Annotated in this window: 15 protein-coding genes; 6 read left to right on the top strand and 9 right to left on the bottom strand. The window is 70.7% G+C overall.

Annotated elements, in window-relative coordinates:
- Positions 1-37 precede the first annotated feature (37 nt).
- The gene (locus BM109_RS00550) at positions 38-829 is read right to left on the bottom strand and encodes an SDR family oxidoreductase (RefSeq protein ID WP_093339545.1); all 792 of its coding nucleotides are present in this window, start codon (positions 827-829) and stop codon (positions 38-40) included.
- A 217-nt stretch (positions 830-1,046) separates the two neighbouring features.
- Here BM109_RS00550 and BM109_RS00545 point away from each other — a divergent pair, with 217 nt between their 5' ends.
- Positions 1,047-3,071, top strand: a complete 2,025-nt coding sequence (locus BM109_RS00545; RefSeq protein ID WP_093339543.1) for a helix-turn-helix domain-containing protein — start codon at positions 1,047-1,049, stop codon at positions 3,069-3,071.
- An 87-nt stretch (positions 3,072-3,158) separates the two neighbouring features.
- Here the strand turns inward: BM109_RS00545 and BM109_RS00540 are convergent, their stop codons facing one another.
- Genes BM109_RS00540 through BM109_RS00530 form a run of 3 tightly spaced genes read right to left on the bottom strand, consistent with a single transcriptional unit; the run spans position 3,159 to position 6,548 of the window.
- The gene (locus BM109_RS00540) at positions 3,159-4,487 is read right to left on the bottom strand and encodes a sulfatase family protein (protein ID WP_093339540.1); all 1,329 of its coding nucleotides are present in this window, start codon (positions 4,485-4,487) and stop codon (positions 3,159-3,161) included.
- Positions 4,488-4,519: 32 nt separating this feature from the next.
- The gene (locus tag BM109_RS00535; RefSeq protein ID WP_093341181.1) at positions 4,520-5,506 is read right to left on the bottom strand and encodes a Bug family tripartite tricarboxylate transporter substrate binding protein; all 987 of its coding nucleotides are present in this window, start codon (positions 5,504-5,506) and stop codon (positions 4,520-4,522) included.
- 31 nt (positions 5,507-5,537) lie between these two features.
- Positions 5,538-6,548, bottom strand: a complete 1,011-nt coding sequence (locus BM109_RS00530) for a Bug family tripartite tricarboxylate transporter substrate binding protein (protein WP_093339538.1) — start codon at positions 6,546-6,548, stop codon at positions 5,538-5,540.
- A gap of 143 nt (positions 6,549-6,691) precedes the next feature.
- Between BM109_RS00530 and BM109_RS00525 the strand changes: the two genes are divergently transcribed.
- A complete protein-coding gene (locus BM109_RS00525) occupies positions 6,692-7,255 on the top strand; it encodes a MarR family winged helix-turn-helix transcriptional regulator (RefSeq protein WP_371268764.1) in 564 nt (187 codons plus the stop codon).
- Positions 7,256-7,265: 10 nt separating this feature from the next.
- On the opposite strand, the gene BM109_RS00520 is transcribed toward BM109_RS00525, so the two are convergent.
- Positions 7,266-8,270, bottom strand: a complete 1,005-nt coding sequence (locus tag BM109_RS00520; RefSeq protein ID WP_093339533.1) for a Bug family tripartite tricarboxylate transporter substrate binding protein — start codon at positions 8,268-8,270, stop codon at positions 7,266-7,268.
- 136 nt (positions 8,271-8,406) lie between these two features.
- Between BM109_RS00520 and BM109_RS00515 the strand changes: the two genes are divergently transcribed.
- The 4 genes from BM109_RS00515 to BM109_RS00500 all read left to right on the top strand — a co-directional run bounded on the left by BM109_RS00515 (position 8,407) and on the right by BM109_RS00500 (position 11,890).
- Complete coding sequence (locus BM109_RS00515; protein ID WP_256222235.1) at positions 8,407-9,336, top strand: LysR substrate-binding domain-containing protein; 930 nt, start codon at positions 8,407-8,409, stop codon at positions 9,334-9,336.
- A 103-nt stretch (positions 9,337-9,439) separates the two neighbouring features.
- On the top strand, positions 9,440-9,937 hold the full coding sequence (locus BM109_RS00510) for a YfbM family protein (protein WP_177239211.1): 498 nt from the start codon (positions 9,440-9,442) through the stop codon (positions 9,935-9,937).
- A 50-nt stretch (positions 9,938-9,987) separates the two neighbouring features.
- A complete protein-coding gene (locus BM109_RS00505) occupies positions 9,988-10,650 on the top strand; it encodes a suppressor of fused domain protein (RefSeq protein WP_093339525.1) in 663 nt (220 codons plus the stop codon).
- Positions 10,651-10,666: 16 nt separating this feature from the next.
- Entirely contained in the window at positions 10,667-11,890 is a 1,224-nt protein-coding gene (locus BM109_RS00500; protein ID WP_093339522.1) for a DUF418 domain-containing protein, read from the top strand.
- 27 nt (positions 11,891-11,917) lie between these two features.
- Here the strand turns inward: BM109_RS00500 and BM109_RS00495 are convergent, their stop codons facing one another.
- Genes BM109_RS00495 through BM109_RS00480 form a run of 4 tightly spaced genes read right to left on the bottom strand, consistent with a single transcriptional unit; the run spans position 11,918 to position 16,762 of the window.
- Positions 11,918-12,310 carry a YbaN family protein gene (locus BM109_RS00495; protein ID WP_093339520.1) on the bottom strand — a complete coding sequence of 131 codons (393 nt, stop codon included), beginning with the start codon at positions 12,308-12,310 and terminating at the stop codon, positions 11,918-11,920.
- Between the two features lie 29 nt (positions 12,311-12,339).
- Positions 12,340-13,431 (bottom strand): mechanosensitive ion channel family protein, encoded by a 1,092-nt coding sequence (locus BM109_RS00490; RefSeq protein ID WP_093339517.1) that lies wholly within the window; start codon positions 13,429-13,431, stop codon positions 12,340-12,342.
- Positions 13,428-15,704 carry an FUSC family protein gene (locus BM109_RS00485; protein ID WP_093339515.1) on the bottom strand — a complete coding sequence of 759 codons (2,277 nt, stop codon included), beginning with the start codon at positions 15,702-15,704 and terminating at the stop codon, positions 13,428-13,430. The genes BM109_RS00490 and BM109_RS00485 overlap by 4 nt, the downstream gene beginning before the upstream one ends.
- Positions 15,704-16,762 carry an inositol monophosphatase family protein gene (locus BM109_RS00480; protein WP_093339512.1) on the bottom strand — a complete coding sequence of 353 codons (1,059 nt, stop codon included), beginning with the start codon at positions 16,760-16,762 and terminating at the stop codon, positions 15,704-15,706. The genes BM109_RS00485 and BM109_RS00480 overlap by 1 nt, the downstream gene beginning before the upstream one ends.
- Positions 16,763-16,797 lie beyond the last annotated feature (35 nt).

Here is a 16,797-nt window from a genome sequence, read left to right as displayed (position 1 = left end):
GCTTCTTGAAAAAAAGGGGTGGGCCGCTCGTCGGCGTTCAGAGGTATTCCATGTTCCCGTCGACGCTGATCGCCTGGCCCGTGAGGTTGCGGGCCGCGCTCGAACAGAGGAACAGCGCCATCGCCGCCACGTCGTCGAGCGTGACCATGCGGCGCAGCGAGATCTTCTGCAGGTACTCGGCGCGCATGGCCTCGACCGACACGCCTGCGGTGGCGGCGCGCGCGCCGATCACGCTGTTCATGCGCTCGCCCTCGACCGTGCCCGGCAGGATCGCGTTGACGCGCACGCCATGCGGGCCGAGCTCGATGGCCAGCGACTTCATCAGGCCGACGATGGCCCACTTGGTCGATGCATAAGGCGTGCGGAACGGATAGCCGAGCCGGCCCGCGACCGAGCTCATCGCGATCAGGCTAGGGTTGGCCTGCGAGCGCTTGAGCAGCGGGATCGCGCGCTGCGCGAAATAGAACTGGCTGTGCAGGTTGACCGCCACCGTGCGCTCCCAGTCGCCGCGCTGCAGGTCCTGCAGCGCGCCGGTGGGGCCCGCGATGCCGACGTTGTTGATCAGCACGTCGAGCCCGCCGAGCGCACCTTCCACGTCGTCGAACACGCGCGCCACGTCCTCGGGCACCGAGGCGTCGGCCATGCTCGAGGTGATCTCGGGCGCCTCGCGCGCCATGCGGTCGAGCGCGAGGCGGTCGATGTCGCAGACATGCACGCGCGCGCCGGTCTCGCGAAAGGCCAGCGCGATGGCCGCGCCGATGCCGGACGCGCCCGCGCTGATCAGCACCCGCAGGCCCGGCGCGGGCCGCAGTGAATCGATGATGCTCATGGGTTCCTGTGGTGTCTCGTTGTGTCCATGCGGGCGCCATGGCGCTCTCGCTTCATCGGCAGTGTCTTGAAAGCACCGCGTCAAAACTATGTGCGTCGCGCACACTGGCAACCCCCTGCCGATGTGATGCGGTGTTCGCGATCGCCATCGCGGCACCAGGGGAGAGGGATCGGACCCATGGGCATGGCCGCATCGTTCTGCTAGCCTTCGCGGCCCTATGTCATCCCTGTCCACCGAACGACCGCGCGCGGCGGGCTCCTCGCGCGATGCGAGCGAGCAGGCGGCCGACGAGATCGCCGCCGAACTGATCGGCCTGCTGCACCGGAATGCGCCCGCGGAAGAATTCGCCGGCCGGCTCGCGGCCGTGGAAGCACTGCCCGATGCATTGCGGCGCAAGTCCAGCCTGGTCGAGCTGGTGCGCATGGCGATGGCGCTGCGCAACCGGCTCGAGCTGCACGAGCAGCGCGAGCGCGGCATGCTCGCGGTGATCGAATCGGCGCAGGACCTCTCGGGCCGGCTCGACCTCACGGGCCTGCTCAAGACCATCGTGAAGCGCGCGCGCCACCTGATGGGCTCGCACCTGTGCTGGCTCACGGTCTACGACACCGCGACCGGCGCGTTCCAGGTGGTGGTGGCCGACGGCGCGATCTCCGACCGCACCGGCCGCATGACCGTGGGCCGCAACCTCGGCATCGCGGGCATCGTGATGAGCACGCGGCTGCCCTTCTTCACGCCCGACTACCTGCACGACAACCGCTTCGTGCACGACCCCACGCTCGACGACATCTTCCGCGACGAGGGCGTGGCCGCGCTGGTGGGCGCGCCGCTGATGCGCGACGACGAGGTGATCGGCCTGCTGTTCGTGGCCGACCGCTACCACCGCACGCACACCGCGCTCAACGTGTCGATCCTCTGCACGCTGGCCGCGCATGCGGCGGTGGCGATCGAGAACGCCAAGGCCTTCGCGGAAGCGAAGGACGCGCTCGCGCATGCCGACGAGGCGCGTGGCGAACTCGAGCGACACGTGCGCGACGTGCAGGGCGCGGCCGAGGCGCACGAGCAGCTGACCTCGCTGCTGGCCAAGGGCGCGTCGCTGGGCGCGCTGTGCGAGTCGATCGCGCAGCTGCTCAACGGCGGCGTGCTGGTGCTCGACGAGGCCCACCAGGTCATCGGCCGCGCGCTGGCGCCGGGCTATGAGGGCACGGCCGCTGACGCTTATGCGCCGAACGACGAGCACAGCGCCGCGCTCGCGAAGGCGCTGCGCGAGAGCCGGCAGGCCGGCCGCTCGGTGGTGGCCTACGAGCGCGACGGCGAGCTGTGCCGCGCCATCGCGGTGCTCGGGGGCAACGAGGTGCTCGGTGCAGTGCTGCTGTTCCGGCACCAGGACCTGCGCGAGACCTCGCTGCGCACCTTCGAGCGCAGCTCCAGCATCATCGGCATCGTGCTGCTGTCACAGGAGCGCGTGGAGGCCGGCAAGAGCCGCGAGGTGGCGGCGCTGCTGCGCACCCTGATCTCGCCGCGCCAGGACGAGCCCGCGCTCACGCGCGACCGCGCCGAGCGCTTCGGGCTCGACCTCTCGCAGCCGATCTCGCTGATGGTGGTCGAGATGGCCGAGCCCCGGCCCGGCTTCTGGGCCCGGCGTTTGCGTGCCGGCACGCCGATGTCCGAGCAGGTGTTCGACGAGGTCGACGGCGCCCTTGCCATCGTCTGCGCCGCGACCCGCGCGCAGGACGTGCTCGAGGCCGTCACCGCCTTCGCGCGGCGCGAGCTCGGCGATGCCTACCGCGGCGTGCTGTCGCGGCCGGTGCAGTCGCCGGCCGAGATGCCCGCGCTGTATGCCGCGCTGCGCCGCGCGCTGCCCGTGCTGGGTCGGTTGGGCATGCGCGGTGCCATCGTCGGGCAGAACGAGATGGCGCTCTATTCGGTGCTGTTCGAGACCCACGACCAGGGCAGCCTCAACACCTTCCTCGACGCCACCATCGGCGCGCTCACGAGCCATGATCGCAAGCGCGGCGCGGAACTCACGTCGACCCTGCTGGCCTACTTCGACTGCAACCAGAACGCGAAGACCACCGCGGCGCGCATGGGCATCCATGTGAACACCGTGCGCCAGCGGCTCGCGAGCGTCGAGGAACTGCTGGGGCACTGGGGCAGCGCGAGCCGGGCGCTGGAGATCCATGTGGCGCTGCGGTTGTGGAGCCTGGGGATGTCCAGCGCGCGGGGCGACGCCGGGAGCGAGTAGCGGGCGTGTCCTCGGGCCCGCATTTGAATTTGTCCGAGTTGCCGTAGCGGGACTACGACAACCGGGACAAATCGAAGCGCGCAGCGCTCAGCGCTGCGGCATGTCCTTCACCGAATACCCCAGGCTCACCGTCGCATCCTCCGGAATCGGCGGCATGGTCGCGTTCCAGGCGAGCCAGTCCTCGCGCATCGCCGCGAGCCGTTCGGGCTCCTGCTTCGCGCGGTTGGCGCGCTCGCGCTCGTCGGACGGGATGTTGAACAGGTACTCGTTGCCGTCGACCTTCAGGTACTTCCAGTCACCGTCGCGCAGCGCCTGCTGGCCGCGGTGGTTCATGCGCCAGTGCAGCGGGCGGCGGAAGCCGTGCTTCGCGTCCTTGAGCACGGGCATCAGCGAGACGCCGTCGAGCGGGTAGGCCGGGTCGGCCTGCACGCCGGCCGCGTCGAGCATGGTGGCCGACCAGTCCATGGTCAGGCAGTGCTGGGCGCTCTCGCCGCCGGGCGCGATGACGGCGGGCCAGTGGGCGATCCATGGCACGCGGATGCCGCCTTCGGTCAGGTCCATCTTGCCGCCGACCAGCGGCCAGTTGTCGGAGAAGCGTTCGCCGCCGTTGTCGCTGGTGAAGACCACCAGCGTGTTCTCGGCCATGCCGTGCTTCTCGAGCGCGGCCATGATCCAGCCGATGCCCTCGTCCATGTGATGGATCATGCGGCGGTAGACGTGGATGTTGCCGCCCGCGAGGTCGAACAGGTTGTCCTTCACCAGCGGCGCCTTGTCGGCATCGTCGCGCGTTTCCCACGGCCAGTGCGGCGCGGTGTAGTGCAGGCTCAGGAAGAAGGGCTTGGCCTCCTCCGCAGGCTGCTGCGCCATGCGCTCGACGAAGTCGACGGCGCGCTTCGAGAGGATGTCGGTGAGGTAGCCCTCTTCCTGCTTGTCCTCCTCGCCGTACCAGAGGTCGTGGCGGCCGCTCGAGTCGCAGTGGGTGAAGTAGTCGACGCCGCCCGACATCGGGCCGAAGAACTCCTCGTAGCCCGAGCGCAGCGGGCCGAAGCTCGGCGGATAGCCGAGGTGCCACTTGCCGATCAGCGCGGTGCGGTAGCCGCTGGCCTTGAGCAGCGAGGGCAGGGTGGGATGGTCGACCGGCAGGCCCAGCGTGCTGCTGCCGCGGCTCTTGCTGTTGATCGGCTCCTCGGCCGCGCCGCGCAGCCGGTACTGGTAGCGCGCAGTGATCATCGCGAAGCGCGTGGGCGAGCACACGGGCGAGTTCGCGTAGCCCTGCGTGAGCTTGAGGCCCTTGGCGGCCAGGCCGTCGAGCACCGGCGAGACCGGGCCGAAGGCGGCGTCGCGGCCGCCGTAGCAGCCGAGGTCGGCATAGCCGAGGTCGTCGGCGACGATGAAGATGATGTTGGGTCTTGTCATGGTGTCGAGGGCCTGCAGGGCCGGGAAAAAGGTCAGGGCTGGTAGCCCGATTTCTGCACCACCGGACCCCATTGCAGCCGGTAGGCCTTGAGCATCGCGGCGGTCTGCGCCGGGGTGCTGACCACCGGCGTCATCTTCGAGTCGGTGAACTTGCGCACCGTGTCGGGGTCCTGCATCACCTCGCGGATCGCGGTGGCGAGGCGCTCGACCTTCTCGCGCGGCATGGTGGCGGGCGCGAAGAAGGTGTTCCAGCCGCTGGCCGAAAGGTCGAGGCCGGCTTCCTTGAAGGTGGGCACCGAGGGCGCGAAGGGCGAGCGCTTGGCGCCCGAGATCGCGAGGATGCGCAGCTTGCCGCCCTCGTGCTGCGGGATCACCACGTCCTCGGTGTCGACCGCGATCGGCACCTGGCCGCCGATCAGGTCGTTGAGCAGCGGCGCCGAGCCGCGGTAGCCGATGACCTGGGTCTGGACCTTGGCCTTCTCGCCGACCATGAGGCCGAAGAAGTGCGGCAGGCTGCCGGTGGCCGGCACGCCGACGTTGGCCTGCTTGGGATTGGCGCGCATCCAGGCCAGCAGGTGGTTGAGTTCGCGCACCGGCAGCGTGGGCGACACGGCGAGCGCGAAGTCGTAGTCGTTGACGTGCGAGACCGGCACGAAGTCGCGCTCGGGGTCGTAGCCGTTGTCCTTGAACACCAGCGGCGCCACCACCATCACGGCGGGGTTGGCGAGCATCAGCACGTTCTGGTTCGCGGGCGTGGCCCTGGCCTGCTGCGCCGCGAGGCGGCCGCCCGCGCCGGGCTTGTTGTCGACGATGACCGGCACGCCGAGCTTGGGCGAGAGCTTGTCGCCGACGATGCGCGCGACGCGGTCGGTGGCGCCGCCGGGCGCATAGCCGACGACGATGTGCAGCGGGCCGTCGAGCGCCTGCGCGGCGGCGCCGGTGGCCGTCAGAGCCGTCGCGAGACCGGCGATGGCCATCAGGCCGGCGAGGCGGCGGGTGATCGGGTGCGTGGGTTGCATGGGTTCCTCCTTGCGTTTCATGTAATGGGGTTCAGTCGTTGGCCTGGAAATTCACGGCCTTCATGATGCCGGCCCAGCGTGCCGTGTCCTCGCGCATGGTCTTCACGAGGGCGTCGCCCGTGTCGGCCACCGGGTACATGCCGTTCTGCAGCAGCATCTGGCGCACCTCGCGCTTGTTGACGGCGCGCGCGAACTCGGCGCGCAGCTTCTCGACCACGGGTTGCGGCGTCTTGAGCGGCGCGTAGTAGGCGAACCAGGCCGTGGCGACCACGTCCTTGTAGCCGGCCTCGACGAAGCTCGGCAGGTTGGGCATCAGCGGCGAGCGCTTCTCGCCGCTGGTGGCCAGCACCTTGACGCGGCCCGAGGGCAGCATCTGCTGCGCGCCGCCCACGGTGTCGAAGTAGACCGGCACGGTGCCGCCCATCACGTCCTGGCGCGCGGGCGTGGAGCCGCGGTAGGGCACGTGCACCATCTTCAGCCCGGCCGCGCGGTTGAGCATCTCGCCGAGGAAGTGCGAGGGCGTGCCGGCGCCGTACGAGGCGAAGCTGACCTTGTCGCCCTGCGCCCTGGCCCAGGCGATGAACTCGGGCAGCGTGTTCGCGGGCACGTCCTTGTTGAGCACCAGCGCGAGCTCGAAGCGCGCCGCGTTGAGGATCGGCGCGAAGTCCTTGATCGGGTCGTACGAGAGGTTGCGGTAGGCGCTCGGGAACATGGTCATCATGCCGGCCGTGCCCAGCAGCAGCGTGTGGCCGTCGGGCGCCGCGGTCTTGACCGTCTCGACCGCGATGCGGCCGGCCGCGCCCGAGCGGTTGTCGATGATCAGCGGGCCGAGGCTGTCGCGCACCTCCTGCGCGATGGCGCGCGTGAGCACGTCCTGCGTGCCGCCTGCGGGCACGCCGATCAGCACCTTGATCGGCTGGCCCGGCGCGAAGCCCTGGGCGCGCGACAGCGCGGGCGCGAGCGCGAGGCCGCCGAGCGCGGCGACCAGCCGGCGGCGGTCGGGGGCGGGCAGGTGGGAAGCGTGCGAGGGGCGGGAAGGCATGGGGCGAAGTCTCCGAAAGGCGCCGGGTCGGCGGGGCGTGGTCCCGCGGCTGCGGACGATTCTGGAGACGCTACAGTCGATTGATCAAATCAACCATTCCCCGGATTAACCCGAGCGCGATGCCCCAGCCCATCGATGTGCCCGTGAAAGCGACCGCTCGCAAGACGGCCAAGGCCACCATCAAGGCGGCCGAGGACGCCAGTCTCGCGCCGCCGCGCCGCCCGCTCGACGACCTGCTGCTCTACCGCCTCTCGCGCCTGCTCGCGGTGGCCGGCAGCATGGTGATCCGCCTGTGCGAGGGCCGCTTCGGCATCACGCGCCGCGAGTGGCGGCTGATCGCCACGCTCGCGAGCCGCGGCGAGCTCGGCTCCTCGCAACTGGCCGAGCATGCGCAGCTCGACCGCGCGCGCACCTCGAAGGCCGTGGGCTCGCTGGTGGAAAAGAAACTGCTCTCGCGCGTGGCGCGCGCAGGCGACCGGCGCCATGTGCAGCTGCGCCTCACCGACAGCGGGCAGGCGCTGTACGACGCGCTCTTTCCGCTCGTGACGGCGATCAACGGCGAGCTGATGGGCGCGCTCGATGCCGGCGAGGCCGAGCGCTTCGATGCGGCGCTGCATCGCTTGCAGGAGCGGGCCGAGCGCATGGTGGCGCAGGCGGTGCTGCCGAAGGCGGACCGGGGCAGGCGCCAGTCGGCGGCCGCGCGCTGAGCGGTGCATCTCAATCCACCTTCATGCCCGTGGCCTTGACGATGCGGCCGTAGCGTTCGCGGTTGCCGTCGAGGTGCGACGCGGCCGCGGCACCGGTCTCGCCGAGCGCCACCATGTCGAGCGAAGCGAGCCGCGCCTTCACCTCGGGCCGGCCCAGTGCCGACTGCAGCGCCGTGCGCAAGGTCTGCATCACGGGCTCGGGCGTGGCGGCCGGCACCATCGCGAGATAGAGAACCTCGAACTCGAGGTCCTTCAATCCGAGCTCGCCCACCGTGGGCACCTGCGGCAGCAGCGGCGAACGCTGACGGCCGGTGACCGCGAGCGCATGCAGCTTGCCGGCCTGCAGGTGCGGCAGCAGGCCCGGCGTGGCCAGGATGCCGGCCTGCACCTCGCCCGAGAGCAGCGCCAGCACGGCGGGCGCGTTGCCCTTGTAGGGCACGTGCGTGATCTTCGCGCCGGTGGCGTTGGCGAAGATCTCCGCGGCGATGTGGCCGGGACTGCCGTTGCCGGCCGAGCCGAAGGTGACCGACTCGCCCTTGGCCTGCGCGACGAACTCGGGCAGCGTCTTCGCCTTGACCGCGGCGCCGGTGCCGAAGGCCAGGCCCGAGGAGCTGAAGATCATCAGCGGCTTCAGGTCCTTCGCCGCGAACGGCATCGTGGCGTAGAGCTGCGGGTTGATGGTGAAGGTGCTGTCGATGCTCAGCAGCACTGTGTAGCCGTCGGCCGGGCTCTTGGCCACGAGGTCGGCGCCGATGTTGCCGCCCGCGCCGGGCCGGTTGTCGACGATGAAGGGCTGCTTCAGTTCCTTCTGCAGCACCTCGCCGAGCGCGCGCCCGAGGATGTCGAGCGGCCCGCCGGCCGGGAAGTTGGTGAGGAAGCGCACGGGCTTGGCCGGGTACGCGGCTTCGGTTTGCGCCAGGGCGGCGGCCGGGGCGCCGAGGCCCAGGACGAGCGATGCGGCCATGCAGGCGCTGGCGAGCGCCAGGCGCCGGCCCTTCGGGATGCGGGGGGTCATGCGGGTGTTTCCTTGTCTCCGTGTCGGCGCACTCTAGGAGCGCGGTGCCGCGCGCACAACTGAAAGCTGTTCCGCCAGGTATTCCGTCTCGTTATATTTGGTGCCCGCCGCTTCATAGCCAGCCGCCATGTCAGCCATGAACTTTTCTCGCTTGAAGCTGCGCCACCTGCAGTGCCTGGTGACCGTGGCGCAGGAGCGCAACCTGGTGCGCTCGGCCGAGGCCCTGTCGCTGACGCAACCCGCGGTGTCCAAGACCATCGCCGAGCTCGAGGAGATCGTGGGGCGCCAGTTGCTGCTGCGCCGCCGCCGCGGCGTCGAGCTCACGCCCGCGGCCGAGGTGTTGGTGCGGCACGCGGTGTCGGCCCTGCGCGGACTGCGGGAGGGCATGGGCCTGGCCATGGACCAGCCCGATGCCGACCAGTTGCTGGTGGCCGTCGGCGCGCTGCCGAACATGGTGCCCAACCTGCTGCCCGAGGCGGTCGCGTTGCTCAATGCCGCGCATCCCGCGCTGCGCGTGCGGGTCATGAGCGGCACCAACGCGCAATTGATGACGCAGCTGCGCCAGGGCGAGATCGACCTCGTGCTGGGACGGCTCGCCCAGGCCTCGGCGATGGCCGATCTCGCCTTCGAGCAGTTCTACAGCGAGCCGCTGCTGCTGGTGGTGCGCCCCGACCATCCGCTGGCCGCGCGGCGCCGGCCGCCGCTCGATGCCTTGGCCGCCCATCCGCTGGTGCTGCCGGTGTCGGGCACGCTGATCCGCCACACGGCCGATGCCTTCCTGATCGCGCGCGGCCTGGAGCTGCCGCACCGGCTCGTGGAAGCGACCGACACCAGTTTCATCGTCGGGCTGCTGCAGCGCTCCGATGCCGTGTGGTTCGCGCCGCAGGGGGCGGTGGAAGGCTTCATCGCGCGCGGCGAACTGCGGCGCGTGGCGATCGACACCGCGAGCACTGAGGGACCGGTGGGCATGACGGTGCGGCGCGGCGCCGAACTCGGGGAGGGCGCGCGGCTGCTGGTGGAGGCGATCCGGCGGATCGTGGGCCGGCGCCATGAGGCCGCGCCTTGAGGACGGATCGGCGTCGCGTTGCCGCCCGAGCCGTGCCATGCCCCCGATTCGGGCCGCCCGTTCGGTATCTAATCGGCGCATCGCAAAAAGAAAGAGAGTCGCCATGGGAATGACCGCATCGTTCGTCGCACTGACGCAGGAAACGCTCGAGGCATTGAAGGCCGCCCCGGAAACCGCTGCCGACCATTTCATGGCGCAGATCGGTGGCGATGCCGAGGACCGCGTGCTCGACATCGACAAGGCCTGGCATGGCCTGCACTTCCTGATGACCCACGAAGCCTATGGGGGCGGCGGACCGCTCTCGCTGCCGATCCTGGGCGGCACCGCGATCGGCGACGACATGGGCTATGGCGCGCCGCGCTATCTCGGCGCGCCGCAGGTCAAGGAGGCCGCGGAGGCCTTGGCGGCCCTGCCTGTCGACGAACTGCGCCAGCGCTTCAAGCCGGCCGAGCTCGAGGAGGCCTACATCTATCCCACGGGCATCTGGGAAGACGAGGGAGACGAAGCCTTCGAGTACCTGGCCCACTGGTATGCGCAGCTTCAGCTTTTCTATGCCGCGGCTGCCGGGCGCGGCGACGCGATGCTGCTGGCCATTCTCTGACGGCCCGTGTCCACGCAGGGCCGGCCCGTACCGAACCAGGAGAAGACGCAATGAGCTCGATGGAAGAAGTCTGGAAGTACCGCGAGGAAGTCCTCTACCCCCAGCTCTTCGGCGAGAAGCGCAAGGGCATCTTCGTGCTGGGCCCCGATGACTTCTCGGCGCTGGGCGCGCAGGACATCGATCCGCGCTGGCTGCACCTGGGCGTGTTCGAGTTCGAGCCGACGCCCGTGCGCAACTCCTGGCTCTACGTGACCTCGGGCGGATCGACGCCCTGGGAGGGCGAGCCCGCCGACTACGACCCCGAGGACTACTCGTGGATCGGCTCCGAGCTGGTGCTCGAGGTGCCGTCGCAGGCCGGCGAGACCTGGCCGATCAAGCTGCTGCAGAAGCTGCTGGCCTACAACGTGCTGCTCGCGCATGGCCGCTTCGGCGAGGACAAGCCGCCGCTGGACTACGGCGACCGCATCCCGCTGGGCGGGCCGATCAGGCAGAAGGCCGCGTCGGCGCTGCGCCACGTGCTGCTGGCACAGCCGAAGCACTATCCGGCAACGGCGCAGCTCGACTCGGGCAAGTTCGATTTCCTGCACGTGGTGGGCATCTCGGACACCGAGCGCGACTGGGCCAAGGCGCGCAGTTCCGAGGACCTGGTGCGGCTGCTCGAGGTGCATGGCCACTGCCCGGTGACCGACCCGAAGCGCGCGCCGGTGGCCTGAGCGCCGCATGCAGGGAATGGACGAGGCCGAAGCGCCTTCCTCACCGCCCGCGCCAGCCGCGCCTCATGCGCCGCAGCGCCAGACCACGGTCGATGCGCTGCGCGGCTTCGCGCTGCTGGGCATCCTGGTGGTCAACATCGCGACCTTCGCCTCGACCTACTACGGCATGGGGCTGCCCGATCCGCTCGCGAACTCGCTGCCCGAGCGGCTCGCGGTGTTCGTGCGCACCTTCGTCTTCGAGACCAAGTTCTACCTGCTGTTCTCCTTCCTGTTCGGCTACAGCTTCCTGCTGCAGAAGGAGGCCGCGCAGCGCGCGGGCCGCGCGTTCGCGCCGCGCATGGCGCGCCGGCTGCTGGGGCTGTGGCTGCTGGGCGTGGCGCATGGGGTGCTGCTCTACCAGGGCGACATCCTCACGACCTATGGCGTGATCGGCGTGGTGCTGCTGATGTTGCACCGGCGCGGCGACCGCTTCCTGCTGGGCGCGGGCATCGCACTGGTGCTGGGCACCGCGCTGCTGTGGGCCGCCTTCAGCCTGCTGCTGTCGCGCGCGCTGGGCGGCGAACCGATGGACCTGCGCAGCGCCTATGCGGAAGCCGTCTCCGCGTTGGCGGCCTACCGCGGCACGCCGATGACGGTCATCGTGCAGCACCTGCGCGAGCTGTCGCAGATCTGGTGGCTCACGGCGCTGGTGCAGGCACCGACGGCGCTCGCGATGTTCTTCGCGGGCTTCGTCGCGGGGCGGCATGCGCTGCTGGCCGATACCGGCACGCACCTGCCGCTGTTCCGGCGCCTGCTGGCCTGGGGGCTGGTGGTGGGGCTGCCGGGCGCGGCCTTCTATGCCCAGTCGGCGCTGCGCGTCGATGGCTCGGTGCGCGACTTCCTCGGGCTCTCGGCCACGCTGCTCACGGCACCGTTTCTGAGCGCCGCCTATGCCTGCGCGCTGGTGCTGCTGTTCCGCACGCCGCGCGGCCGCGTGCTCGAAGGCTGGCTCGCGCCCGCGGGGCGCATGGCGCTGTCGAACTACCTGCTGCAGTCGGCCGTGTGCGCCTGGCTGTTCCTGGCCTACGGGCTGCGCTGGATCGGCGCGACGCCGCCGCTCGCGGCGATGGGGATCGCCTTCGCGATCTTCGGTTGCCAGCTGCCGCTGAGTCGCTGGTGGATGGGGCGCTTCGCCTACGGGCCCGTCGAGTGGCTGCTGCGGGCGTTCACGAACCTCGCATGGCCACCGCTGCGGCCCTGAGCCCGCGGCGTACGCCGCGTACGCCGATCAGGGCGGCGGCAGCGGCCGCGACCACAGCCAGGCCAGCACCACCGCCATGCAGCCGATCGCGAGCACCGCGGTCCAGGCCCGGTGCGCGGTGTACGAGATGATCACGGCGCACAGCGCCATGGTGACGGTGGCGCTCCACTTGGCGCGCCGGCTCACGGTACGGCCGTGGGCCCAGTTGTGCAGCAGCGGCCCGAAGATGCGGTGCCCGAGCAGCCAGGCATGCAGCCGCGGCGAGCTGCGCGCCGCGGCCCAGGCGGCCAGCAGGATGAAGACGGTGGTCGGCATGCCCGGCACCACCACGCCGATGAGGCCGAGCACCAGGCACAGCACGGCGAAGGCATAGAGCAGGGCGCGTACCAGCGGACCTCTGGGTTCGGGATCGGGCTTCAACGCGGCACGCTCGGGACGAAGGAGGCCGCTCAGGCCACGGCCTGCGGCTGCAGCGGCCCGGGCTCGCGCTCGACCGGGTGGTCGTTGCCCACGCGCACCTTCGGCAGGTGCTGCGGGTACTCGCGCTGCATGAAGTCGATCAGCCCCTCGCGCACGTTGCAGCGCAGGTCGAAGGCCAGGCCCGAGGTGGCGGCGGTGCACAGCACGCGGATCTGCATGGTGCGTTCGGTGGCGTCGGTCACGCGCAGGTTGAAGAAGCGGCCGTCCCATTCGGGCGAGGCCTTCACGATGCGCTCGACCTCGGCGCGCAGCGGCGCCAGCGGCATGCCGTAGTCGGCATAGACGAACACCGAGCCGAGGATCTGCGACGAATGGCGGGTCCAGTTCTGGAACGGCTTCTCGATGAAGTAGGTCAGCGGCAGGATCAGCCGGCGCTCGTCCCAGATCTTGAGCACGACGAAGGTGCCGGTGATCTCCTCGACGCGGCCCCATTCGCCCTCGACCACGAGCACGTCGTCGATGCGGATCGGCTGCGCGAGCGCGAGCTGCAGGCCGGCGATGAGGTTGCTGAACACCGGCTTGGCCGCGAGGCCGGCCACGATGCCGATGACGCCGGCCGAGGCCAGCAGGCTGGCGCCGACCTGGCGCGCGCCCGGGAAGGTCATGAGCATCATCGCGCCGCCGGCCACCACCACCACGGTCATGGCGGTGCGCGCGAGCACGCGGGTCTGCGTGAGCACGCGGCGCGCCTGCAGGTTGTCGGCCACGTCCGACGGATGCTGCGCGAGCACGCCGTCGGCGAAGCCGCCGATGGCCTTGAGCGCGAGCCAGGTGGTGGCCGCGATCAGCAGCAGGCCGTTGAGATGCCGCACGCTCGCGATGTAGCGCAGGTCCTCGGGCGTGGCCTGCCACACCATCTGCAGCGCGATCAGCGGCAGCACCACGCGCGCGGGCGCATGGCAGGCGACCACCATGGCATGGATGGCGGGCGCGGGGCGCGTGATGCGCTTGAGCACCATGCCGCCGATGCGGTGCACGGCGAGGGCGACGGGAACGGCGATGACTGCGGCCAGCCAGGTGCCGAACCAGGGATGGGAGAGGATGGATTGCAACAGGGTCATGCCGATGCGAGTCCCGAAGCTTCCTGTTCGTTCAATGCCTGGAGGATCCGGGCCGCATCGTCGCGCAATTGGGTCGACAGCGCAGTCGCCAGGTCGAGCCGGCGCAGCAGCCAGGGACTGATGTCGTTGTCGAAGGGATCGGGCAGCGGGATCGGGCCGCCGACGGCGGTGGAGGCCGTGCTCTCGGGCTGCGAGGGCCCCGAGGTGGGCACCGCGCCGATCGCGGCCTCGATGCGCTGCGTGGTGCGCGCGAGCGGCCCTTCGACCTCGCCGGGCGTGAGGCGGTCGCGCCGCAGCACCAGCATCGACTTGACCGCGCTGAGCTGCGCCAGCAGCTGGTAGCTGTGGGCCTGCAGGTGCTCGAGCGGCTCGACCGGCGGCTGCACCGCGCGCGGTTCGGACAGCGAACGCTGCGTGGCCTGCACCAGCGCCGAGAGGCTGTCGAAGGCCTCTCGGCGCGCGAGCCGCCATTCGAGCTCGGGGCTGCTGTCGACGGTCTGCAATTGGCCCAGGCCCAGCGCGAGCCGCGCATGGCGTGCCTGCGCGGTCAGCACGCGCGCCACCAGCGCCGGGATCTGGCCGCGTTCCCACGAGGGCAGCACGTAGCAGAAGGCCCAGGCGAGCGCGGCGCCGATCAGCGTGTCGGCAATGCGCTCGAACAGCGCGAACAGCGGCGCCGCGCCGGTGTTGAGCATGTGGGCCTGCAGCAGGCCCAGCACGGTGGCGGCCACCGCGGTGATCAGGTAGCGCCGCACCGCGAAGCTGTGGGCGATGGCCTGCGCCACCGTGAGCACGGCCAGCAGCCCGAGCGCCGAGAGATGCGCCGACAGCAGGCCGACCGCGAGCACGCAGCCCAGCAGGGTGCCGGCCACGCGGTGGTTGCGCCGCTCCAGCGTCTGCGAGAGGCTGCCGCGCAGCACCACCACGATGGTCAGCAGGATCCAGTAATCGTGCGAGCCCCAGGGCATCGAGACCGCGACCGCGTAGCCGGCCGCGATCGCGAGCGCGGCGCGGATCGCGTGGCGCAGCGGCGGCGCGTCCCAGCGCCACAGGGTGAAGAAGGGGCGCCACGACCAGTCGGTGGGGCTCACGAACATCTGCCAGTTGGCGCGCACCACGGCGAGGTTGGGCTCGGCGTCGCCGCGCGCCATGGCCGACAGGCGCAGCACCTCGTCGTTGATGTGGCCGATGCGGCTCGCGAGGCCACGCGCGAGCATGGCGGCGTTGGGGCCGGGCAGCATGGGATGCGGGTGGCCGGCCGAATCCTCGCCGTCGACGTGGATCGCCGCGAGGCGCGGCCGGCGGTCGGCCACGAGGTGCGGGTGGCGGCCCATGAGCAGCGCGTCGGCCAGCGCGATGGTGTCCTCGGCCAGTTCCTCGAGCACGCAGCGCATCTCGACCAGCGCATCGGCATGGGCGGGGTGGGTCTTGAGGGCATCGAGGTCGAGCTCGCTCGCGAGCAGCTGGTCGCGCATCTCGAGCACGATCACCAGCATCGCGGCCAGCCGCTGGCGGCGCGGCGTGCGCGGCGACTCGAGCACGATGTCGCGCGTGGCCTGCAGCTGGTCGGCCAGCGCGGCCTGCTCGCGCAGCAGGCGGCCCAGCATCGGCGCGGGGGTCTCGCGCACGTCGCCGGTCTCGTCCTTGGGCGTGAACTGGCTGGCCTCGGTGCGCATCAGCGCGGCCAGCGAATACAGCACGTCGGCCACCGACTGCACGCGAAAGCGCGTGTTGAGGATCAGGTTGGCGAGCACCGACCACACCACGTACAGCCCGGCGCCGAGGCCGAAGTGCCAGGTGCGCTCGATGGCTTCGGCCATGCCGTGCGGCGTGGGCGTGGCCATCGAGAAGATCATCGAGAACATCACGGCGATCGCGATCGGGATGCCGCGCTTGCCCCAGGCCATGGCCAGGAAGGCGAAGAAGGTGGCCGGCACCAGCAGCAGGCCGAGCCGGATCGGCGCGGCGTGCAGCAGCTGCACGGCGAAAAACAGCGGCAGCCCGATCAGCGGCGCCGGCAGCATCTGCCAGAACTTGCCGCGGCGCGGGCCCGGCAGGTCGGGCGGCGCGGTGACGATCACGCCGACCGCGGCCGAGGAGGCCGCGATGGTGTTGATCCAGAAATGCACGCCGCCCGAGATGAACAGCAGGCCGAGCGCGACTGTGAGGCCGCTGGCGACGTAGTGGCTCAGCGCGATGCGCAGCGCGGCGCGCAGGCGCTGCTGCAGCACCGAGGCCTGGGTCTCGCCGCCGATGGCGCGGGCCCCTGCCATCACTTGGCGGAAGCGTCGCCCTCGAACGGGCCGGTGGCGGCGGGGGCGTCGCGGCGGATGCGGGTGAGCTTGCGCTTGGCCGGAGCGGCGGTGGCGGCGGGTGCCTCCGCGTTCTGGTCGTCCTCGGCCGGGCCCATCTCGGTCACGGTGCTGCGCGCGTAGATGTCGGCCGAGCCCTCGGTCTGGGGCTTGCTCGCGGCGGTGATCGCGCGCACGCGGTCGCTGGCGCGCAGCTTGTCGTCGACGCTCGCGAACTTCGAGTACTTGGCCAAGAGCGGCACGAGCTGGCCGTAGATGCGCGGCGCGCCGGCCAGGCATTCGCGCTGGTCGATGAAGTCGGGCTCGCCCGTGAAGTTGCCGATCAGGCCGCCGGCCTCGGTCACCAGCAGCGAGCCGGCCGCCACGTCCCAGGGGTTGAGGCCGGTCTCGAAGAAGGCATCGGTGAAGCCGGCCGCCACGTAGGCGAGGTCGAGCGCGGCGGCGCCGGGGCGGCGCAGGCCGGCCATGCGCGGCATCAGGTCGGCCATGATGGCCAGGTACTGCTTGAAGTTGTCGCCGGTGCGGAACGGGAAGCCGGTGGCCACCAGCGATTCGGACAGCCGGGTGCGCTTGGACACGCGGATGCGGCGGTCGTTGACGTAGGCGCCGCGGCCCTTGGTGGCGGTGAACAGGTCGTTGCGCGTGGGGTCGTAGACCACGGCCTGCTCGATCTTGCCGCGCACCGACAGCGCGATCGACACGCAGTAGAACGGGAAGCCGTGGATGAAGTTGGTGGTGCCGTCGAGCGGATCGATGATCCAGACGTAGTCGGAATCCTTGGCGCCGTGCTCGGAGCCCGATTCCTCGGCCAGGATGCCGTGCCCCGGGTACGCCGTGAGAAGCGTTTCGATGATGGCCTGCTCGCTCGCGTGGTCGATCTCGGTGACGAAATCGTTCACATGCTTCTGGGAGATGCGCACGGCCTCGACGTCGAGCGCGGCGCGGTTGATGATGGCGCCGGCGGCGCGAGCGGCCTTCACGGCCACGTTGAGCATGGGATGCAGGTTGGGGGACGACATTCTGAATTGTGAGCGTGAGCGGAACGCCTGCGCGG

This window comes from Variovorax sp. PDC80 (genome assembly GCF_900115375.1).
Taxonomy (GTDB): domain Bacteria; phylum Pseudomonadota; class Gammaproteobacteria; order Burkholderiales; family Burkholderiaceae_C; genus Variovorax.
Note: the sequence above shows the minus strand (reverse complement) of the source record. Positions and strands in the feature narration are given on the sequence as shown.

What these genes read in the sequence shown, in the direction of transcription:
- BM109_RS00550 (WP_093339545.1), bottom strand. Translation starts at nt 829, where the DNA reads ATGAGCATCATCGATTCACTGCGGCCCGCGCCGGGCCTGCGGGTGCTG.
- BM109_RS00545 (WP_093339543.1), top strand. Translation starts at nt 1,047, where the DNA reads ATGTCATCCCTGTCCACCGAACGACCGCGCGCGGCGGGCTCCTCGCGC.
- BM109_RS00540 (WP_093339540.1), bottom strand. Translation starts at nt 4,487, where the DNA reads ATGACAAGACCCAACATCATCTTCATCGTCGCCGACGACCTCGGCTAT.
- BM109_RS00535 (WP_093341181.1), bottom strand. Translation starts at nt 5,506, where the DNA reads ATGCAACCCACGCACCCGATCACCCGCCGCCTCGCCGGCCTGATGGCC.
- BM109_RS00530 (WP_093339538.1), bottom strand. Translation starts at nt 6,548, where the DNA reads ATGCCTTCCCGCCCCTCGCACGCTTCCCACCTGCCCGCCCCCGACCGC.
- BM109_RS00520 (WP_093339533.1), bottom strand. Translation starts at nt 8,270, where the DNA reads ATGACCCCCCGCATCCCGAAGGGCCGGCGCCTGGCGCTCGCCAGCGCC.
- BM109_RS00515 (WP_256222235.1), top strand. Translation starts at nt 8,407, where the DNA reads ATGAACTTTTCTCGCTTGAAGCTGCGCCACCTGCAGTGCCTGGTGACC.
- BM109_RS00510 (WP_177239211.1), top strand. Translation starts at nt 9,440, where the DNA reads ATGGGAATGACCGCATCGTTCGTCGCACTGACGCAGGAAACGCTCGAG.
- BM109_RS00505 (WP_093339525.1), top strand. Translation starts at nt 9,988, where the DNA reads ATGAGCTCGATGGAAGAAGTCTGGAAGTACCGCGAGGAAGTCCTCTAC.
- BM109_RS00500 (WP_093339522.1), top strand. Translation starts at nt 10,667, where the DNA reads ATGGACGAGGCCGAAGCGCCTTCCTCACCGCCCGCGCCAGCCGCGCCT.
- BM109_RS00490 (WP_093339517.1), bottom strand. Translation starts at nt 13,431, where the DNA reads ATGACCCTGTTGCAATCCATCCTCTCCCATCCCTGGTTCGGCACCTGG.
- BM109_RS00485 (WP_093339515.1), bottom strand. Translation starts at nt 15,704, where the DNA reads ATGGCAGGGGCCCGCGCCATCGGCGGCGAGACCCAGGCCTCGGTGCTG.
- BM109_RS00480 (WP_093339512.1), bottom strand. Translation starts at nt 16,762, where the DNA reads ATGTCGTCCCCCAACCTGCATCCCATGCTCAACGTGGCCGTGAAGGCC.